Source organism: Rossellomorea vietnamensis NBRC 101237, from assembly GCF_001591825.1.
Taxonomy (GTDB): Bacteria; Bacillota; Bacilli; order Bacillales; family Bacillaceae_B; genus Rossellomorea; species Rossellomorea vietnamensis.
On record NZ_BCVQ01000064.1, the window covers coordinates 1 to 17,717 of the forward strand.

Consider the following 17,717-nt stretch of genomic DNA (forward strand, 5'->3'; position numbering starts at 1 on the left):
CACCTGCAGCGGAAATCAACCAGCACTCACTTCTACCCAGGTACTAATTTTCATGACATACCCATGAATAACATAATTCCATATTTTAGTATTCATAACCATCATGCTTTCTGCACAACATATTATCAGAAGGGGCCAGCAATAAGAAAAAGGGGATGGTTGTTAAAGACCAGCTAACCGATTTCACTATTGTTTGCGACTTGAAGGATTCGTCGTCTTCTTTAGTGAATGACACACTCACCCAATTCATTTCATCAAAAATTTGATAAATGAGGTGTTTGTTAAAGCACATTTTGACTAAATCAACTTTCTTACTAAGCTTTTTTAGCCTACAAGATAAGGGGATGGTCAGTTTGCACAAAGTCATTCATGTTTCTAACGATTTACACATATCATCCTTATAGCAAATGAGGTGTTTGTCCAAGACGGCTAACAGTTTCTATTGTCTAAATGCTTAAATAGCAAAAAGATAAGGGGATGGTCGCATTGAACAAAGTTCATTCTACCCTAGAATGGTACACTTTTCGAAGCTACTAACGAATGAGGTGTTTATCAAAGAGAATGAAGCCTGACATATAAACCTTTACAGTATTACCCCTTCTAAGAAGAGAGGCAGGAAAATCGTTCCTGTCTCTTCTTCATTTATTGTCCTATTAATGATAAAATACATACACCATTACTGAAAGGTGGAAATGAATATGAGTGACTGTATTTTTTGTAAAATCATCGATGGGGAAATCCCGGCAATGAAAGTATACGAAGATGAACATGTCCTTGCTTTTCTTGACATCAGTCAGGTGACGAAAGGTCATACGCTTCTTATCCCTAAAGTACATAAAGAAAACGTCTACGAGCTGACACCGGACATGGCGAGTCACCTCTTCTCTGTAGCACCTAAGATCGCAAACAGCATCAAGGCTGAGTTTAGCCCTGTAGGAATGAACCTTTTAAGCAATGCAGGTGAAGAAGCAGGACAATCCGTCTTTCATTTCCACATGCATTTCATTCCACGCTATGGAAATGGCGATGGCTTCGGAGCCGTTTGGAAAACCCACAATGACGACTACAGTCAAGACGATTTGAAAGAGATTGCAGCTTCCATCGCACAGCACCTATCATAAATTCGACAGCCCGCACCCTTATCATTGAAGGATGCGGGTATTTTTTCAGAAAATTAAATCTTTGACACCCATTCACTATATGTTATAATGTACCTATCTTTTCGCTGATGGCAACAGTGCACATTAGGAGAAGCAGAATACAAAGTATAGTTTAGTTGAGGAGAGATGAGAAATGAATACAAAAACACTTGTATCCCTGTCATTATTAGTAGGGATCGGAGCGGTCCTTCACACAGTAATCCCGGGCATATTCTTAGGGATGAAACCGGACATGATGCTGACCATGATGTTCTTAGGGATTATCTTGTTTCCGGCCAAGAAAAACGTTTTGCTATTAGGTTTATTAACAGGAGTCATTTCAGGACTGACAACACAATTCCCTGCTGGATTCTTGCCAAACCTGATCGATAAACCGGTCACGGCATTCGTCTTTTACGGATTATTCCTGGCAACAAAGAAAATCACTCGTTCACTGTTAGGTGCTTCTGTTCTAACCGCAATTGGTACACTCGTATCAGGAAGTGTATTCCTGCTTTCTGCATATGTGATCGTAGGACTGCCTGGAGCTTTCTTCGCTCTATTCGCAGCAGTCGTCCTTCCGGCAACACTTGTGAACGCCGGCGCGATGTTCGTTGTGTATCCGATCATCAACGGTATCTTAAAACGTTCAACCATTCGAGAAGCTGTCACAACAGAACAGCTCTCCTAAACGAAATAATAAAAACACCCTCCATGCCTTGTGATCCGTCACAAAATGGGGGGCTTTTTTATTAACTGACTGCAAACCAGAGCAGTATCCCTATGAGAAACGTGATCAATCCACCTGAACCCAATATGGTCGCACGTTTTTTTAATATATTTTTAGGAGGATACATTCCAGGTCTTTGAATACTAATGAAGTTATATACCATACTTAGAAACAACACTGTACTGAGAGCAAAGAAACCAAAGATTATTCCGTCCATTCTGTTAGAACCTCCCCCCTCTTCCTCACCTCTTATCTTATTTTTATGCGTTTGAAGAGAAAGATATGAACCGTCTTGTTTCAATCTGTTCTAAAAGGGAAAAGGAGAATACATACTGATTGGAGAAATATAGTATTATAGAAATAGAAGAACGAGGTGAACATAATGAATAAAAAATCTCTTGCCTACGGATTACTAATCGGTGGAGTGGTCGGAGGAGTCGCGTCCCTTTTGACATCCCCTTCATCAGGTAAAGAAATCCGTGCACAAATCAAAGACAAGAAAGACGATTGGACAGTGGTCATCGAGGAAATGAAAGGCCACATCGGTGAATTGAAAGAGTCAATCGGCACCCTGTCACAGGAAGGAAAGGAAACGGTCCTTCAGCTTTCCAAGGATCTTCAAGCTTCCTTCAAGCAGTGGCAGGCTTCAACCGAGCCGAACAACCAGCGCCTTCAAGAAGAAATCCAATCCATCCAGCGAACCATCGAAGAGCTGGAAAAATCGATCAACTCAGCCAACACAACGAATCCATAACCCTATCCCCGTTATGCCCTTCACCCAATTATGGGTTAGAGCTTGCGGGGATTCTCTTTTATTTAAAAATAAAAATTATTTCCACCCCGATTTCTTTCAGAATAGTGTTTCCCTATTAAAGTCCCGTCATTACAGGGTTCAAACACTCTAATATTTCTATTATGAATCCGGTAAACCAACCAGAAATTATATACTTCGAAAAATTTTGTCAATTTAGCCTTTATTAATTATTACTTTATTGGCATAATAAAATATAAGCGCTTTCTTTTTGATGATCGTTGTAGTAGTGAATCCTTTGGAACTGCTTACAACGCAACCATTTCAAGAACAGCTTATAGTAAAAAAAGATTTTCTAGCAAAGTGGGTGAATGAGATGAAGGAAAGAGAATTTACTTTGAAAGAGGCAATGCTCTTCAGTCAAAGGATGGCTCAGCTTAGTAAAGCTTTGTGGAAGGCCATAGAAAAGGACTGGCAGCAATGGATCAAGCCATACGACTTAAATATCAATGAACATCATATTCTCTGGATTGCGTATCATTTAAAGGGTGCTTCCATTTCGGACGTGGCCAAATTCGGTGTTATGCATGTTTCAACGGCATTTAACTTTTCGAAGAAATTAGAGGAACGTGAACTTCTTGAGTTTTCCAAACGGGAGAATGATAAGCGGAATACGTATATTCAACTGACGGCCAAAGGGGAGAATATCCTTCTTGATCTAATGAAGAACTATCAGCCGGAAAGTCATTCCATCTTCCAGGGAGTATCTCCATTACGGGAATTATATGGGAAGTTCCCCGAAATGATCGAAATGATGACCGTCGTACGTAATATTTATGGGAATGATTTTATGGAAATATTTGAAAAATCATTTCACAATATTGAAAATGATTTTTCTGATGATAATGGAAAGCTCGGTGAACTATTTGAAGATGAGGAAGAACTGGCCTGATCTACAAGCTCTTCTGTAATTGTTTCATCAAAGCTGGATAAATATTCTGGATAAGGCAGCTATCCACGACTTCATGCACCTTCAGCTTTGCATGAAGCTCATCTTCAAATTCTTTAAAAAGCGGAGTATTGTATACGAATCCTTCCGCTTTTTGTTTTTCAAGTTTCATGCTCAATCTATCACAAGTTTGAAAAAACTCCTTCACTTCCCTCTCTGACAATCCACTACGAATGATCAGACGATAAAAGGGATATCCGTTTTCAGGCATCATTTCAGCCATCAGCCTCTGATGGTATTCAAGTTTTTCTATTCGCTTCATTAGTTCGTGCATCTTTATCACCCACTATTTATCTCATACTCTTATTGTACAGAACTATCACATACCTGTCGCCTCAAATTCCCTTCAAAAAATAAGAAAAATCCTCTAAAATGTATTGATTTTTTCCGGTAATCGTAATAAAGTATGTAAAGCACTTAATTAACCACAATTCGTCTAATGGAGGCGATTTTTTTATGCATTGCTGGAAAACAATCAATCTTGAAAAACAATTTGGATTCTACCGAGTCTTTTTACTTTCATCCATCATCATGATGATGGTATTCTCATTAATATACGTACCAATCAACTTACTATTTCCGAGTGCTTTTTACGACAAGCATTTCCTGGGATTCTTCGTGGGACTGATCAGTATCTATCCGTTGCATAAATTTTTTCACATCGTGCCCATCTTGCCTTTCGTGAGAAAAATAAAATGCAAATGCAACAGAAAAATGTATTTTTTGCCGATACTTTCATTGCGGGTGGATCAGCCGATCTCAAAATACCGTTATTTGGTCGCCCTTGTGGCCCCATTCTTTGTACTAAACAGTATTTTATTATACGGGTGCTTCCATTTCCCACATTATTCGCATTACTTTACCATGCTCCTTGCATTTCATTCAGGGATCTGTGCCATTGATTTCATTTACGCGAAACAGTTGATGGACTCACCAAAGAATGCATTGATCGAAGAAAATGAAGATGGATACGAAATATTGATTTATCAGTAAGGATGATGGATGGCCATTGAAGCATACACTCGATGGAAGAAATCATCCTTCTCATATTTTCGGGATGATTCACTGCTTTCGTTCACCCATTCTTCATACCGGAAGGGCATATATACGAAAAAAGCTTCATTTACATGAATTAAGGCAACACTCTTGCTACCAATTAGGGAAATAATTTGGTAATGTATAGTCTATAGGAGATAACGGGGAGGGGTTTGGATGATCTCCATGTTTTTAGTATTTGCTGTCTTCATCTTATTTTATATAAATAAAATGACCAACGCATTATGTTTACAAAAAGAAATACCTGAAGAACGCCAACCTAAGGTATTTAGGACCATCAATATCCTTATCACCATACTGCTGGTTTCTTCTTACATAGAGATACTATTTACATAGAACATGAAGTGTAAAAAAAGCAGATCCGGAAAACCGGATCTGCTTTTTTATCTATTTAATTAGCAAACGTATGCTGCACCAATGATGATTAACAAAATGAATAAAACTACGATTAACGCGAAACCTCCGCCGTACCCGCCGCAAGCACCTGACATATGCGCTTCCTCCTTTCATGTATGAAAAGCATAAACATATGAATATGAAGCAAAAGGGGCCAGCCTTTCTTAAGGTATTGCCCCCTCTTACAGTCTTTATCCGGTGAACCTAAACCCTGAGGCTAAATTATAGCCATGCTGCACCTACAATGATTAACAGGATGAACAGTACTACGATTAACGCGAAACCTCCGCCGTATGCGTGACCCATAACTTTCCACCTCCTTTGAAGCGCTACTTTATCTTATTCAAGTTAGCTGCCTTTTGTTTTAGGCTAATGTCATAAATTTAATTTTTTAGCAAATATATGCGGCACCAACGATGATTAATAAGATGAACAGCACTACGATTAACGCGAATCCGGAATTGTATCCACAGCTCATATTTATTACCTCCTTTTCTCTCTTCGCTCTTATCATATGAAAGTACCTAGGAAATGGGTGTGTAAAATGCCCATTTTTCTGAAGATTAGTTTGGAAAATATTTTTTTAAATGGAAGAAGTGTGTTATAGTATGTTTTGTAGATTTTGACAAGCCATCAAACGAATTTATTGTAGGAGTTGGTCACCATGAAAAAATGGATCATTTCAGTATCACTGGCTGCGGGAGTCGTAGTACTTGCAGGGTGCAGCGGTGACGGAGCTGAAGGAAACAGTGACGTTGTTGCAACAACAAAAGCCGGAGATGTAACAAAAGATGAACTTTACAAATCAATGAAGCAAAAATTCACTCCACAAATGGAACAGGCCCTTCAGGAACTGGTATATACGAAAGTCCTTGAAGACAAGTATGACGTGTCAAAAAAGGAAGTTGATCAAAAGCTGAATGAAGCGAAAGATCAGTTGGGACCTCAATTCGATATGTTCTTACAACAATATAATTTGGACGAAAAGTCGTTCAAACAATATCTGAAGCTACAATTGCTTCAAGAAAAAGCTGCGATTTCCGATGTGAAAGTAACAGATAAAGAAGTCAAAGACTACTACGAGAAATGGAAGCCTGAAATTAAAGTCCGCCACATCCTTGTAGAAGATGAAAAAACAGCCAAAGAAGTGAAGCAAAAATTGGCTGATGGAGCGAAATTCGAAGATCTTGCCAAGGAGTACTCCACAGATCCCGGTTCTGCTGAAAACGGCGGAAGCTTAGGATGGGTAGACTACGCTGGTCGTCAAAACTTTGTCCCTGAATTCTCAAAGGCACTGGATACCCTTGAAAAAGGCAAAGTAAGTGAACCTATCAAAACAGAATATGGTTATCACATCATCGAAGTGACTGATAAAAAAGAAAAGAAATCCTTTGACGAAATGAAAAAGGAAATCGAAAAAGAATTAAAGCTTTCCAAAGTGGATCCTCAGAAAATCCAGGAAGCGATGAAAGCTGAAATCGAAAAAGCTGATCTGAACATCAAAGATAAAGATCTGAAAAAATCATTCGATCAAGTACTGAATCCTCCTGCAGCTCCTGAGGGTGGAGAAACACCAGCACCTGAAGGCGAAGCTCCGGCAACGGAAAAAAAGGAATAACCAAAAAGGACTGACGGCTACCTTAAGCCATCAGTCCTTTTTTATCATTTGATCAAGACGTCAGTTGACGCTTCTTCTCTTTTTCCTCTTCCATTCGATGAATATACACTTCTCCTTCTTTCTCAATCCATTCATCTTCCAGCGTCTTTTCTTCCTTCGCCGATTTGATCGTCATAAAGGCACTCCCGAAAATTCCAGCTACAACAAGGTACATCCAAATAGGCAGGGTCATTTGCTTCATCTCCTTATAGGTTTGTCCTCTTTTATTTACACTATATGTGGGAGGGGAAGAAAACATGACAGCATGATAAAAAAAGAATCCGGTCCATGGACCGGATTCTTTTTTTTATTTATGAAAGGTTGGTTTATAGAATGAACGGTTGTCGAGTGCGAATACTCTCTCCGTATACTCACCCGGCTTCACCCGCTGTAGGGCCCGATCAAGCATATTCATCTTTGCGTCGACATTATCGATGTAGTGAAGGATCTCTGCTTCCCGGATGAGTGGCGGCTTAGGGCTTCCCCACTCGGCTTTCCCGTGATGACTCAACACGAGATGTTGAAGAATCATGACCTCTTCGCCTTCGATTCCCAGTTCATCCGCTGCTTTCCCGATTTCATTCACCATGATTGAAATGTGCCCGATCAAATTCCCTTCAATCGTGTACGTTGTCGAGGTAGGACCCGACAGCTCGATGACTTTCCCTAAATCGTGAAGGATCACCCCTGCATAGAGAAGGTCCGAATCCAGGGAAGGATACAGTCCGGCAATGGCTTTCGAAAGATCCAGCATCGAGACCACATGATAGGCAAGGCCGGATACGAATTCGTGATGATTCTTCGTAGCTGCCGGATATTCAAGGAAAGGCTTTTGATATTTCTTGATCAGATGCCTTGTGATGCGCTGGATATTCGGGTTTCTCATTTCAAAGATATACTGTGTAATCTTGCTCGTCATCTCATCTATGCTCACCGGCGCCGTTTCCAGGAAATCTGAAATGGCATAGCCATCCGCCGGGGAAGCGGGTCTGATCTGCTTGATCTTCAGCTGATTCTTCCCGCGGTAACTGTGTATGTCCCCGACGACCCTAACGATCGTTTCAGGCTGGTAGGCCTTCTCATCCTGCTCAGAAGCATCCCAGAGCTTCGCTTCCATATCTCCGCTCTTATCCTGCAGGATCAGCGTGAGAAACGGCTTTCCTGTATTTGTGGTACCCTTTGTCATTTGCTTGATTAATAATGGCAAGTCAATCGTCTCACCTACGCTGAAATGTGTAATACCTGACATCTGTTCTCCTCCGTTCACTATAAAAGTAGTTTCAGTATATCATATTTTTGTACTCAGGAAGTCTGGATCGATTCCTTCCTCTTTAACACAATCATCTCTTCATCCGTGAACGATTGTTTGATATGGGGGTGACAGGTAAAAAATAACACTTGATGGTCCCTTGCCACTTTCCTTAAGAGCGAAAGAAATGCCTTTGTTCTGGTCAGGTCAAAGTTAACTACCCCATCATCAATCAAAACAGGCAATGGATATTTATCACCGATCGATTGAATGAGGGCAAAGCGGATTGAAATAAATAGCTGCTCTTTCGTCCCTTGACTGAGTTCGATTGCATCAAAGATGGTCCCATCCATCCTCTCCACTTTGATCATTTCATCATCCAGTAAGAAAATGCGCTGATAATGCCCTTCCGTCAGTTCCCTGAAGTTTTCTTCTGCAAGCTCTATGACTTTCGGCATTTTGGTTTTTTGATATAGCTCCATTGTTTTTCTTAACGAAACCCCTGCCAATGTATACGTAGACCATTCAAAGGCAAGCTCCCCCAGCTCGGCTTTTTTGCTTTGGAATTCTTGAAGGATGGCGGAATGGCTCTTGCCTTCTTCTAACGTTTTAATTTCATACGAAAGGGAGGCGAGTTCTTTTTGCAGAGCGGACAGCTCTTTTGATAACTCTTCGATGGATTGCAAGACCCGGGTCGATTCCCTTCTGCTTTCTTCCAACGAATTAAACTCAAGGAACGTATCAAGGGTTTTTTGGGTCAATCTCGTTTTCATACCCTTGTATTGAGACCAAAGTTTGCTTCGTTCCTGAACCTTCATAGCCTTCTCCCTGAATTCCATTTCCTCGGAGCAACCAGCTACAAGGATAAGCTCTTGTATTTCATGTCGGATTTTTTCAATTTCTATGGAATGTTTTTCGATATCCATAGATAAAGGTTCTAACTCTGCAACAATATTTTCGACTACCAGCCGCCGTTTCTCCAGATCCTGCAGCATCCCTTTTAACTGAAGCAGCGCTTCGTCCACTGTCGTGAACAGGAGTGCATGGCGTTGAAACCAACCCCGGCATTCTTCAGTGAATTCTTTCACCTTCTTTTCTGAATAAGCCTCTTCAGCGGATAAATGGCTATATGTTTCATATGAATAGACGATTTCTTTCATCTTGGCAAATGCATCACGCAGCCACTTCCAATGAAAATCGGAAGGTAAGGATAATTCCCCTTTCAGGCTTTCCATCCTTTCTTCTCCCCTGATGATCGCTTTCTCAAGCTCTTCCTTTTTCTCATGAAGCTTCTGTACCTTCAGCTCCTGTTCTTCTAACGACAAGACCCGCTGCTTCCATTCGTTGCGAAATTCCATTTGTTCCAAAAGGCTTTGTTCTGCTGTATCCAGGGTCCCGGTTTTCTCCGGTTGAATGTCTTTGGCTCGCTCCTTGAGCTTTTCAAGGGTGTCGTTTTCTGTCCTTACATTCTTCCTCGATTGAAAGATGGTTCCACCGATAGCCATCAGAACAAGCAAGCTCATACCTGCCATGACCCAATTGCCGGAAAACATTCCCCATAAACCGAATCCCATTGCAATCAGCAATGCTCCACCACTGAACAGCATCTGATTCGAATAGGAAGCTTTTTTTCGGCTATAGTTTTCCTCTGCCTCCTTTACTTGCAGATTCATCCATTCCATCTGCTCCCTCGTAGAATTCTTGCCGGTTAGAGCCTTGACCTTTCGTTGTAACTCTTGATATTCATCCTCTTCCATTAATCGTTGTTCTAAGTTTTCGCATTTTCTTTCAATGATTTGAAGTTCTTCCATTTCCTCTTCTTTAAGCCGATCCAGGCTTTCCCGTTCGTGAAGGAGTTTGGTCTGATGATCCAAAGCCTGCTGGATGTTTTCAGACATCATCAGGCTTGTATTTAATGACGGGATATTTTCCATTTCAATCTGCAGCCCTAATTCCCGGATGGTGTCACTGATTTTACTTTGGATCATTCTTAATTCTCTGCTTCGCTCCCCGCTCTCTTCTTTCCACTTCAAGTAAGGGGATTGACGGGACAATAGTTCCTCCATAAACGGAATATCTTCTCTTAATGAAAGGTCCAGATCGTTCGATTCCAACTTTTCCTGTAGATTCTTTTGTTTGCTTTTCAGGGTCTCAAGATAGGCTGATGTTTGTCTTTCTTCGATCTTCAACTCGTTCATTCGCTCTAATCCGTCTGGAGGGAATTCGAGGTCTTTCAGCTGGGAGAGGCGCTTTTCCACATCATTGAATTGGACAAGGGTATCCCAATTTTCATTTACGGAAATAAGATGTTCTCTCTTATCAGAGAGAAGCTCCTTTTTCTTCTCCAAGTCCGATATTTCCGCCTCCAGGGATCTGCGTCTCGCTATGAGCGGCAGGTACTGATCATTCTTCTCTTTCCCTTCCTTCACTCGTTTTTCAAGGTCCTTTAGTTGAGAAAGCACTACATTGATCTTCGGTTTCCTACCTGATTTCTTAAACAGCTGTTCCCTTTCTTTCTGCCAGTCCTGGGAAAGCTTCAAAAGAAGGTCCGTCCCTGTAGATCCCACTGTGAATAAATATCGGTTAAGTTCCTCTTTTTTTAGTCGCTGGATGTTCTGAAGGCCTTCCAGGTTGAATGAGTAGATGTTTTGGTAGGTGGACCGGTCCATTTTGCCCAACAATTGTTGGAGGGTTTCTTCTCCTTCCACTCTCCCATCTTCAAATTGGACGGTTACGTCTCCCGCTGCCTTCCCTTTGACCCGCTCAATGCTCACCATTCCCTGATCTTCCACGTGACAAAGGATTTTCCCACCATACTCGGTCGATGATTTTGGAATGTATCTCAACAAAGATTGCTGTTTCGTCGGAAAACCGAATAGGATGCTATGAATGAATGACATGATCGTGGATTTACCCGCTTCATTTTCTCCATAGAATAATTGAAGGTCGCTAAGTGTATAATGCTTGTTGTCAAGCTTTCCATATCCGTATATATGAAGTTCCATCAGCTTCAATTTCTTTCACCCCCACTTTTCAGTAAGTGCTTTGTTTCTTCTATTAAATCGTTCTTCCCTTCGTCCTCCAACGGTGCAAGAAATCGGTAGATCGACGGATGTTCATACAGCTCTGCCAAGACTTCCTTCCACTCTTCCCCTTCCAGGCTTTCAAGGGTTGAAAGCATATCCTGAAGAAAGGGATCCCGTTCCTTTATCGCTGTGCTGGCGGGAGACCGGCGTATGGAGTGAATCCATTTCAATTCCCCATGGCTTTCTATATCCGATTGCAGCGCCTCCAGGAGATCGCCATTGTCAATCTTTCTCATCATATCTTCTGGGAGCGAATCTTCATCCGTTAGGACGATTTCAATCAAGCTGTCTTCATGTATGGTTTCCACTGCCTGTTGGATGCGCTGAAACACCTCACCAAACCTCCCTATACCATGCAGGGATACATCGCATGTTTCCCACAGCAAATCATGGGTGGGAATGAACGACAGCTCTGTCTGATACTCATCAAGTAAGACTTCATAGCATCCTTTTGCACCGGTCTCCTTTCGGTGCCTGCCCTGGATATTCCCGGAATAGACGATATAAGGCTCTTCATGCAGTATCCGGCGTTGATGAATATGCCCGAGTGCCCAGTAATGATAATTCTTCTCCAATAATTCATTTAGCGTAAAAGGGGCATACGTTTCATGAGATGAATTCATGCTCCCTTCACTTCCATGCAGGATCCCGATCGTATAACGCCCTGCGCCTCCTTTAGGATATTCCCCGATCCTTCTTTCCCGGATATGCCTTGTTCCATAGCTGAACCCCACGATATCAACAAGGGTACCATTCCTGGTGGTAAGCTGTTTCACTTCGGTTTCCTCGTGAAAAATATGTATATTATCCGGCATATCCAGTTCTAATCTACGGCTGCCGAGATGATCATGATTTCCGTGGACGACGTATACAGGGATATCATGTGAATGTAGGATTTGAAATTGTTTCACTAGTTTAGCCTGGGCACGGATGCTTCGGTCATCTTCATCAAATAAATCCCCACTGAGAATCATAAAGTCTACTTCTCTTGCAATCGCTTCTTTCACCACTTTTTCGAATGAAGCAAAGGTACTATTATGTATTCGTTCAAATAATTCTGTCGGTAAATGCTTCAGCCCTGTAAATGGACTGTCCAAATGTAAGTCTGCTACATGAAAAAACCGTATGTTCTCCATGAAGTCCCCTCCTTCAACACTACGAATATACGTTCTGCTATTCATTCATTATATCCCAAAACCGGGGAAGATTTCAGTATGTATTCACATTTTATCCGTTTCATATAAAAAAGCTGCCACTTTAAAGGTGACAGCCTTCCACTTATTTCTTTGATGTTAAATCGATTGCTTTCTTTATATCTTTATATGAATTGGACTTACCGTATAGCAGCACCCCTCCACGATAGACACGTGCACCGAATACCCCCAGCAATGCGATGGAAACAATCAGCACGAGTATCCCGATGACCGGCTCATACACCGGCAGGTTCAGCATCCCGACACGAAGGAACATGACCATCGGAGTGAAGAAGGGAATGTATGAAGTTACGGTTACAAAGCCCGATTCAGGACTACCAAGGCCAAACATGGAGATGAAGAATCCGATCATGATGAGAAAGGTCATCGGCATGATCATCTGCTGGACATCTTCAATCCTACTCACAAGGGATCCAAGCAGGGCTGCAAGGGTTGCATACAGGAAATATCCAAGCAGAAAGAAGATGATCGCATAAATGATGACACTGAGTGATAGGGATTCAAATCCGAACCCTTCAAAGAATCCCCCTACCAGTTCATCCTTCTTGCGGATCAGTGTAAAATAACCTACACCAAGGATAACCGCTAATTGAGTCAAACCAACGAGACCGATTCCAATGATTTTGGCAAACATTTGTTTGACCGGTGACACACTTGATATGAGGATTTCCATGACCCTGGAGCTTTTCTCTGTGGCGACCTCCATCGCCGTCATATTGGCATAGGCAATCACAGAGAAATAGATAAAGAATAATAAGACGTAGACAATTCCCCTTGCCTGACTCAGTTCTTCTTCAGACTTGGCCCCTTCAAGGAGTGCCTCCTTCTCGAAATCAACCGGGGCACTTAATAAGGCCAGCTCCTCGCCGGACAGATCCAACTTACCCGCAGCAAGGGAGGATTTCACATTTTGCAGGGCTGCCTGCAATTCTCCGGCCACGGCAGACTCCGATAACGAGTTTGATTTATACAGGGCCTGTGGCAGTCCATCACTGCTTTCACTTAAGACCAGTAAACCTTTATATTCTTCCGACTCTATTTTTTTCTCGATTTCCTTTGTTGACTCCGAGGCAGGCTTTAATTGAATCTCACTATTCATTGTCTCCAGCTGCTCTAGGAGGGGCTCATATAGTTTGCCCGTTTGATCCTGAACCGCTACCTTGCTCCCTTCATCATCCGTGAAACTCGAGATGACGCTGTCGAAATTGGCCAGCAGGACAAGGGCAGCGGCAATGATGATCGTGGATATGATAAAAGACTTGGCTTTCAATTTTGACATATAGGAATGACCGAGGATCAAGAAGAAATTATTCATAAGAAGTTCCCACCTTTTCTATAAATATATCGTTCAGTGAAGGTTCCTCAAGCTCGAATTTTCGCAGGAAGCCCTTTTGGACGACATCATGAAATACTCCTTGGGCAGCGGCCTCGGGTTCCACCTGGAGCAGGACTCCTTCCGTCGTTTCTTTAAGCTTTGTCACTCCCTGCATGTCCTTAAGGTAGGTAAGGTCGAAATCCGCATGTATCACGACATTCTTCTTTCCAAAGGAACGTTTGATTTCCTTCAGTCCGCCATGTACCACGGGACGCCCTTTATGCATGATACACAAGCTTTCACAGAGCTCCTCCACATGCTCCATCCGATGACTTGAAAACACGATGGTCGTTCCATTCTTCTTGATTTCCCTGACGGCGTCCTTCAACAGCTCCACATTCACGGGATCAAGACCGCTGAATGGTTCATCAAGGATCAATAGTTTCGGTTTATGAATGACCGATGCGATAAATTGAATTTTTTGCTGATTCCCTTTGGAGAGTTCCTCCACTTTTTTATTGAGATATTGAGGAACGTTGAATCGCTCCAGCCAATAATCCAACTCTTTCAGGATCGTCTTCTTTTCCATTCCCCGGAGGCGTGCCAAATAGACGATTTGATCACTCACCTTCATTTTCGGATAAAGTCCCCTTTCTTCCGGGAGATATCCGATTTCCGGACTGGTGGAATAATCAATCCCCTTGCCGTCCCACGTGATCCTGCCTTCTGTTGCATCCAACAATCCCAACACCATTCGGAAGGTCGTCGTCTTTCCGGCTCCATTCGCCCCAAGGAACCCGAACATTTCACTTGGGGGAATTTCAAGTGACAGCTCATCTACCGCCGTGAAATCCCCAAACCTTTTGGTCACCTGTTGTAATTTCAAACTCATCTTTTGTTTCCCCTCCTGTTGCCCTTTAATAAAAATCCGGCATTCACTTATCTCTCTAGTACTCTACGATTCTATCCATAAAAGGTTTCATTTTCCAATCTTTTTTTCGTTATCAAACTATTTAGACTTCACAAAAAAATGATAGTATGAAAAAATAAAGAAGAACATCATTTCAAGTACAAAGGGGTATTACATAATGAAAGTATATAAACTGACGGTATTCGAGAAAGACGGCAAAAAAATCCTGGATGAATCATTCGAAGCTTCCTCTGACAGCGAAGCGAAGAAAATGGGAGAAACCATGCTTGAGGAAAAAGGCTATGCTGAACATACGCATCGCTGTACGTCCCCACTTGGGAAACTCTTGCTGTTTCATGTGTAGAATGACCTCTTGCATTACAGACTTCAATGGCTGTAATGCATTTTTTATGCAACGACAAAAAAGAACCAGCCTTTAAGACTGATTCCCGTTTTCCATTATTCACCCTTGAATTCAGGTCTTCTCTTCTCCACGAATGCGCGGATGCCTTCCTGGTGATCGGAGGTCTGGCGCATGAGCCACTGACCATCCTTCTCAAGATCAAGTGCCTGCTGCAATCTTTCTTTGTTCAACTCCACATATACTTCTTTCGTTTTCAGCATTGCTTTCGTCGGCGCACTTAATACCTGTTTGGTATAGCGTGCGATGCCTTCCTCCAATTTCCCTGAAGGTATGGCTTCATCGACGAGCCCTTTCATTAGGGCTTCCTGTCCTTCAAATACTTTCCCATTCCAGATCAACCGTTTTGCCTTGTGCGCCCCCAGGCGTTCCTGCAGAAGGAAATGACTTCCTCCATCCGGGATCAAAGCGATGCCGATAAAGTTCATGGCGAGCTTACTATCTTCTTCACAAAGGATATAATCAGAAGCCAGAGCCAGGCTCAACCCAAGCCCCGCCGCAGCCCCGTGAATGCCTGTCAGGACCACTTTCGGCATGGAATATAAGGTCATCACCAGTTCACTGATCGTATCCATGATCTGTGAAAACTGCTCCTCCCCACTTAATGAAAGCATGGACTTAATATCTCCCCCGGAGGAAAATCCCTTCCCCTCCCCTGTCAGGATCAATAATGAAATCGTTGGATCACTTTTCACTTCCTTCAAAGCAGCCAGCAATTCTTCCATAAGCCGGGCATCCAATGCGTTCAGGGACTGCGGCCGGTTCAAATGAACCCTCGCCACTTTCCCATCTTTATGTAGTTTTACTGTTTCGTATTGATTTGACACTGTCAAAAAAATCCCTCCCCTTTCTATTAGCATAGCGCAGAATGATTATTTAGAAAAGTATAATAATTCAAAACAGAGATCGACATAGTGCCGATCTCCCGTCTCAATTAGATTTGTTTCATCTGGTCCTGAACCTGGTCCCTTAGAGCCCTCTTTAAGAATTTTCCAACAGAGGTTTTCGGGATTTCATCCAGGAACAGTATCTCATCCGGCAGCCACCATTTCGCAAACTGAGGCTTCAGGAATTCCATGATTTCTTCTTTGGTCACACTGTTCTTCCCGGGTTCCTTTAAAACGACACAGGCAATCGGACGTTCCTGCCACTCCTCATGGGGCACTGCCACCACAGCAGCTTCAAAGATATGCTCATGGGCCATGAGGGCATTTTCAAGATCGACGGAAGAAATCCATTCCCCACCGGATTTGATCAGATCCTTCGTGCGGTCAACGATCTTGATATAACCCTCTTCATCAATGGTGACGACATCCCCCGTATACAGCCAGCCATCCCTGAAGGCATCCTCGGTACGTTCATCTTCATAATACTCAGAAGCGATCCAGGGACCCCTTAAGGCAAGCTCACCCATTTCAGTACCATCCCATGCCACTTCCCCGTCTTTTCCGACGATCTTCATATCTAATCCAGGTACGAGGATCCCCTGCTTCGCTTTCAAGTCGAGCTTCTCTTCGGCAGAGAGATCGTCATGATAGCTTTTCGATGCTGCAATCACAGCGAGTGGGCTGGTTTCAGTCATGCCATAAGCATGCATGAACGGGATGCCGAACTTCTCCTCAAATGACCGGATCATCCCTTTAGGAGCTGCCGATCCCCCACACAGAACGGAACGAAGACTTGAGAGATCATACTCATTTTTCTCCAATTCATTGAGTAATCCAAGCCAAATCGTCGGTACCCCTGCGGAAATGGTGACTTTTTCATCCTGCATGAGCCCGGCAAGCAGTCCAGGCGTGAAATATGGTCCCGGCAGAACCTGCTTACTACCGAACCAAACCGACGCAAATGGGAGTCCCCAGGCGTTCACATGGAACATCGGCACCACCGGCAGGGCAACGTCCCTTTCACTTACGCCTGTTGTATCAGCCAGCCCGAGTGCCATTGCATGGAGCACGATGCCCCGATGGGAATAGATGACTCCTTTGGGATTTCCGGTCGTGGCCGACGTGTAACACATTCCAGCAGGGGCATTTTCATCAATGTCGTTGCGGAATTGAAACGATGGATCCCCCTCTTCCAACAAACTTTCATAATGATACACAGGCTCGAGGGTCGTCTCGGGTAACTCTCCGTCGGTCATGACGATGAAGGCTTTAACCGTAGGGATCTGGTCCTTCACCTTTTCAATGAGCGGGACGATGTCCGGGTCGATGAGCAATACTTGATCCTTGGCATGATTGATGATGTAAACGATATGTTGTGGCGATAAGCGGATATTGATTGTATGTAATACGGCTCCGCTGCAAGGAATCGCAAAGTACGCTTCCAGATGACGATGATGATTCCAAGCGAGTGTACCGACTTTGTCTCCTTCTTCAACACCGAGTTTCGACAGGGAGCTTGCCAGCCTCCGCGTTCTCTCACCCCACTGTTTGTATGTGAAGCGGTTGATACCCGACTCTGTCCGGGATACGATTTCTTTCTTGGGAAAATACTTTTCGGCTCGTTCAATCATTTGTGTCAATAGCAGAGGTGTTTGCATCATATTCGATCTCTCCCCTCAAAATAGTAAGCGTTTACAAAAAATGTCTGATTTTCTATGTCTATCTTACTAATTCTCCTTTCATGATGATATCTCCTTTAAGCCGGGATGAAATATTCCTGTAATGAGCAAGGAAACGGAAGCCATAATAAAAAGTTCTTTAGACAAAGATTGATGTTTTCTTAAATAAGGGACTGCCAAAGCTCTGTCTATGAGTGAGGGCGATAGATGGTGATGGG

The 17,717-nt window shown here is 42.9% G+C and carries 21 protein-coding genes; 8 read left to right on the forward strand and 13 right to left on the reverse strand.

Going from position 1 to position 17,717, the window contains the following annotated elements; all coding sequences use genetic code 11:
- Positions 1-698: 698 nt before the first annotated feature.
- On the forward strand, positions 699-1,121 hold the full coding sequence (locus BVI01S_RS20040; protein WP_034763312.1) for an HIT family protein: 423 nt from the start codon (positions 699-701) through the stop codon (positions 1,119-1,121).
- A gap of 172 nt (positions 1,122-1,293) precedes the next feature.
- Entirely contained in the window at positions 1,294-1,830 is a 537-nt protein-coding gene (locus BVI01S_RS20045) for a tryptophan transporter (protein ID WP_061811347.1), read from the forward strand.
- A gap of 61 nt (positions 1,831-1,891) precedes the next feature.
- Here the strand turns inward: BVI01S_RS20045 and yhzF are convergent, their stop codons facing one another.
- The gene (gene yhzF / locus BVI01S_RS20050) at positions 1,892-2,086 is read right to left on the reverse strand and encodes a membrane protein YhzF (RefSeq protein WP_034763309.1); all 195 of its coding nucleotides are present in this window, start codon (positions 2,084-2,086) and stop codon (positions 1,892-1,894) included.
- A 165-nt stretch (positions 2,087-2,251) separates the two neighbouring features.
- Here yhzF and BVI01S_RS20055 point away from each other — a divergent pair, with 165 nt between their 5' ends.
- Together BVI01S_RS20055 and BVI01S_RS20060 are read left to right on the forward strand one after the other, a co-directional pair.
- A complete protein-coding gene (locus BVI01S_RS20055) occupies positions 2,252-2,623 on the forward strand; it encodes a YtxH domain-containing protein (RefSeq protein WP_034763307.1) in 372 nt (123 codons plus the stop codon).
- 373 nt (positions 2,624-2,996) lie between these two features.
- Positions 2,997-3,572: an HTH-type transcriptional regulator Hpr gene (locus BVI01S_RS20060; protein ID WP_034763913.1), complete on the forward strand. Its 576-nt coding sequence runs from the start codon at positions 2,997-2,999 to the stop codon at positions 3,570-3,572.
- Between the two features lies 1 nt (position 3,573).
- On the opposite strand, the gene BVI01S_RS20065 is transcribed toward BVI01S_RS20060, so the two are convergent.
- The gene (locus BVI01S_RS20065; protein WP_061811348.1) at positions 3,574-3,903 is read right to left on the reverse strand and encodes a DUF1878 family protein; all 330 of its coding nucleotides are present in this window, start codon (positions 3,901-3,903) and stop codon (positions 3,574-3,576) included.
- Positions 3,904-4,085: 182 nt separating this feature from the next.
- On the opposite strand from BVI01S_RS20065, the gene BVI01S_RS20070 reads away from it, so the two are divergent.
- Both BVI01S_RS20070 and BVI01S_RS23005 read left to right on the forward strand, forming a co-directional pair.
- Positions 4,086-4,622 (forward strand): DUF3267 domain-containing protein, encoded by a 537-nt coding sequence (locus BVI01S_RS20070; RefSeq protein WP_034763304.1) that lies wholly within the window; start codon positions 4,086-4,088, stop codon positions 4,620-4,622.
- A gap of 219 nt (positions 4,623-4,841) precedes the next feature.
- A complete protein-coding gene (locus BVI01S_RS23005; protein WP_034763303.1) occupies positions 4,842-5,021 on the forward strand; it encodes a hypothetical protein in 180 nt (59 codons plus the stop codon).
- Positions 5,022-5,080: 59 nt separating this feature from the next.
- Here the strand turns inward: BVI01S_RS23005 and BVI01S_RS22315 are convergent, their stop codons facing one another.
- The 3 genes from BVI01S_RS22315 to BVI01S_RS22320 form a co-directional block, all read right to left on the reverse strand.
- Positions 5,081-5,176 carry a YjcZ family sporulation protein gene (locus BVI01S_RS22315; protein ID WP_079534381.1) on the reverse strand — a complete coding sequence of 32 codons (96 nt, stop codon included), beginning with the start codon at positions 5,174-5,176 and terminating at the stop codon, positions 5,081-5,083.
- Positions 5,177-5,303: 127 nt separating this feature from the next.
- On the reverse strand, positions 5,304-5,387 hold the full coding sequence (locus BVI01S_RS20080) for a YjcZ family sporulation protein (protein WP_060670486.1): 84 nt from the start codon (positions 5,385-5,387) through the stop codon (positions 5,304-5,306).
- Between the two features lie 85 nt (positions 5,388-5,472).
- Complete coding sequence (locus BVI01S_RS22320; protein WP_044337791.1) at positions 5,473-5,559, reverse strand: YjcZ family sporulation protein; 87 nt, start codon at positions 5,557-5,559, stop codon at positions 5,473-5,475.
- 186 nt (positions 5,560-5,745) lie between these two features.
- On the opposite strand from BVI01S_RS22320, the gene BVI01S_RS20085 reads away from it, so the two are divergent.
- Entirely contained in the window at positions 5,746-6,699 is a 954-nt protein-coding gene (locus tag BVI01S_RS20085; protein WP_061811349.1) for a peptidylprolyl isomerase, read from the forward strand.
- A 52-nt stretch (positions 6,700-6,751) separates the two neighbouring features.
- Here the strand turns inward: BVI01S_RS20085 and BVI01S_RS20090 are convergent, their stop codons facing one another.
- From BVI01S_RS20090 to BVI01S_RS20115, 6 genes are all read right to left on the reverse strand, one after another.
- Positions 6,752-6,931 (reverse strand): sporulation YhaL family protein, encoded by a 180-nt coding sequence (locus BVI01S_RS20090; protein WP_034763298.1) that lies wholly within the window; start codon positions 6,929-6,931, stop codon positions 6,752-6,754.
- Positions 6,932-7,045: 114 nt separating this feature from the next.
- Complete coding sequence (gene yhaM, locus BVI01S_RS20095; RefSeq protein ID WP_034763296.1) at positions 7,046-7,987, reverse strand: 3'-5' exoribonuclease YhaM; 942 nt, start codon at positions 7,985-7,987, stop codon at positions 7,046-7,048.
- A gap of 53 nt (positions 7,988-8,040) precedes the next feature.
- Complete coding sequence (locus BVI01S_RS20100; RefSeq protein WP_244886961.1) at positions 8,041-10,992, reverse strand: ATP-binding protein; 2,952 nt, start codon at positions 10,990-10,992, stop codon at positions 8,041-8,043.
- 5 nt (positions 10,993-10,997) lie between these two features.
- A complete protein-coding gene (locus tag BVI01S_RS20105) occupies positions 10,998-12,209 on the reverse strand; it encodes a metallophosphoesterase family protein (protein WP_061811351.1) in 1,212 nt (403 codons plus the stop codon).
- Between the two features lie 142 nt (positions 12,210-12,351).
- A complete protein-coding gene (locus BVI01S_RS20110) occupies positions 12,352-13,602 on the reverse strand; it encodes an ABC transporter permease (RefSeq protein WP_061811352.1) in 1,251 nt (416 codons plus the stop codon).
- Complete coding sequence (locus BVI01S_RS20115; RefSeq protein WP_061811353.1) at positions 13,595-14,494, reverse strand: ABC transporter ATP-binding protein; 900 nt, start codon at positions 14,492-14,494, stop codon at positions 13,595-13,597. The genes BVI01S_RS20110 and BVI01S_RS20115 overlap by 8 nt, the downstream gene beginning before the upstream one ends.
- A 196-nt stretch (positions 14,495-14,690) precedes the next feature.
- On the opposite strand from BVI01S_RS20115, the gene BVI01S_RS20120 reads away from it, so the two are divergent.
- Positions 14,691-14,876, forward strand: coding sequence for a YhzD family protein (locus BVI01S_RS20120; protein ID WP_034763288.1), 186 nt, complete (start codon positions 14,691-14,693; stop codon positions 14,874-14,876).
- A 95-nt stretch (positions 14,877-14,971) separates the two neighbouring features.
- Here BVI01S_RS20120 and BVI01S_RS20125 read toward each other — a convergent pair whose 3' ends face one another.
- Positions 14,972-15,766: an enoyl-CoA hydratase gene (locus BVI01S_RS20125; protein ID WP_061811354.1), complete on the reverse strand. Its 795-nt coding sequence runs from the start codon at positions 15,764-15,766 to the stop codon at positions 14,972-14,974.
- A gap of 101 nt (positions 15,767-15,867) precedes the next feature.
- Positions 15,868-17,481: a long-chain fatty acid--CoA ligase gene (locus BVI01S_RS20130; RefSeq protein ID WP_061811355.1), complete on the reverse strand. Its 1,614-nt coding sequence runs from the start codon at positions 17,479-17,481 to the stop codon at positions 15,868-15,870.
- Positions 17,482-17,717: the final 236 nt, after the last annotated feature.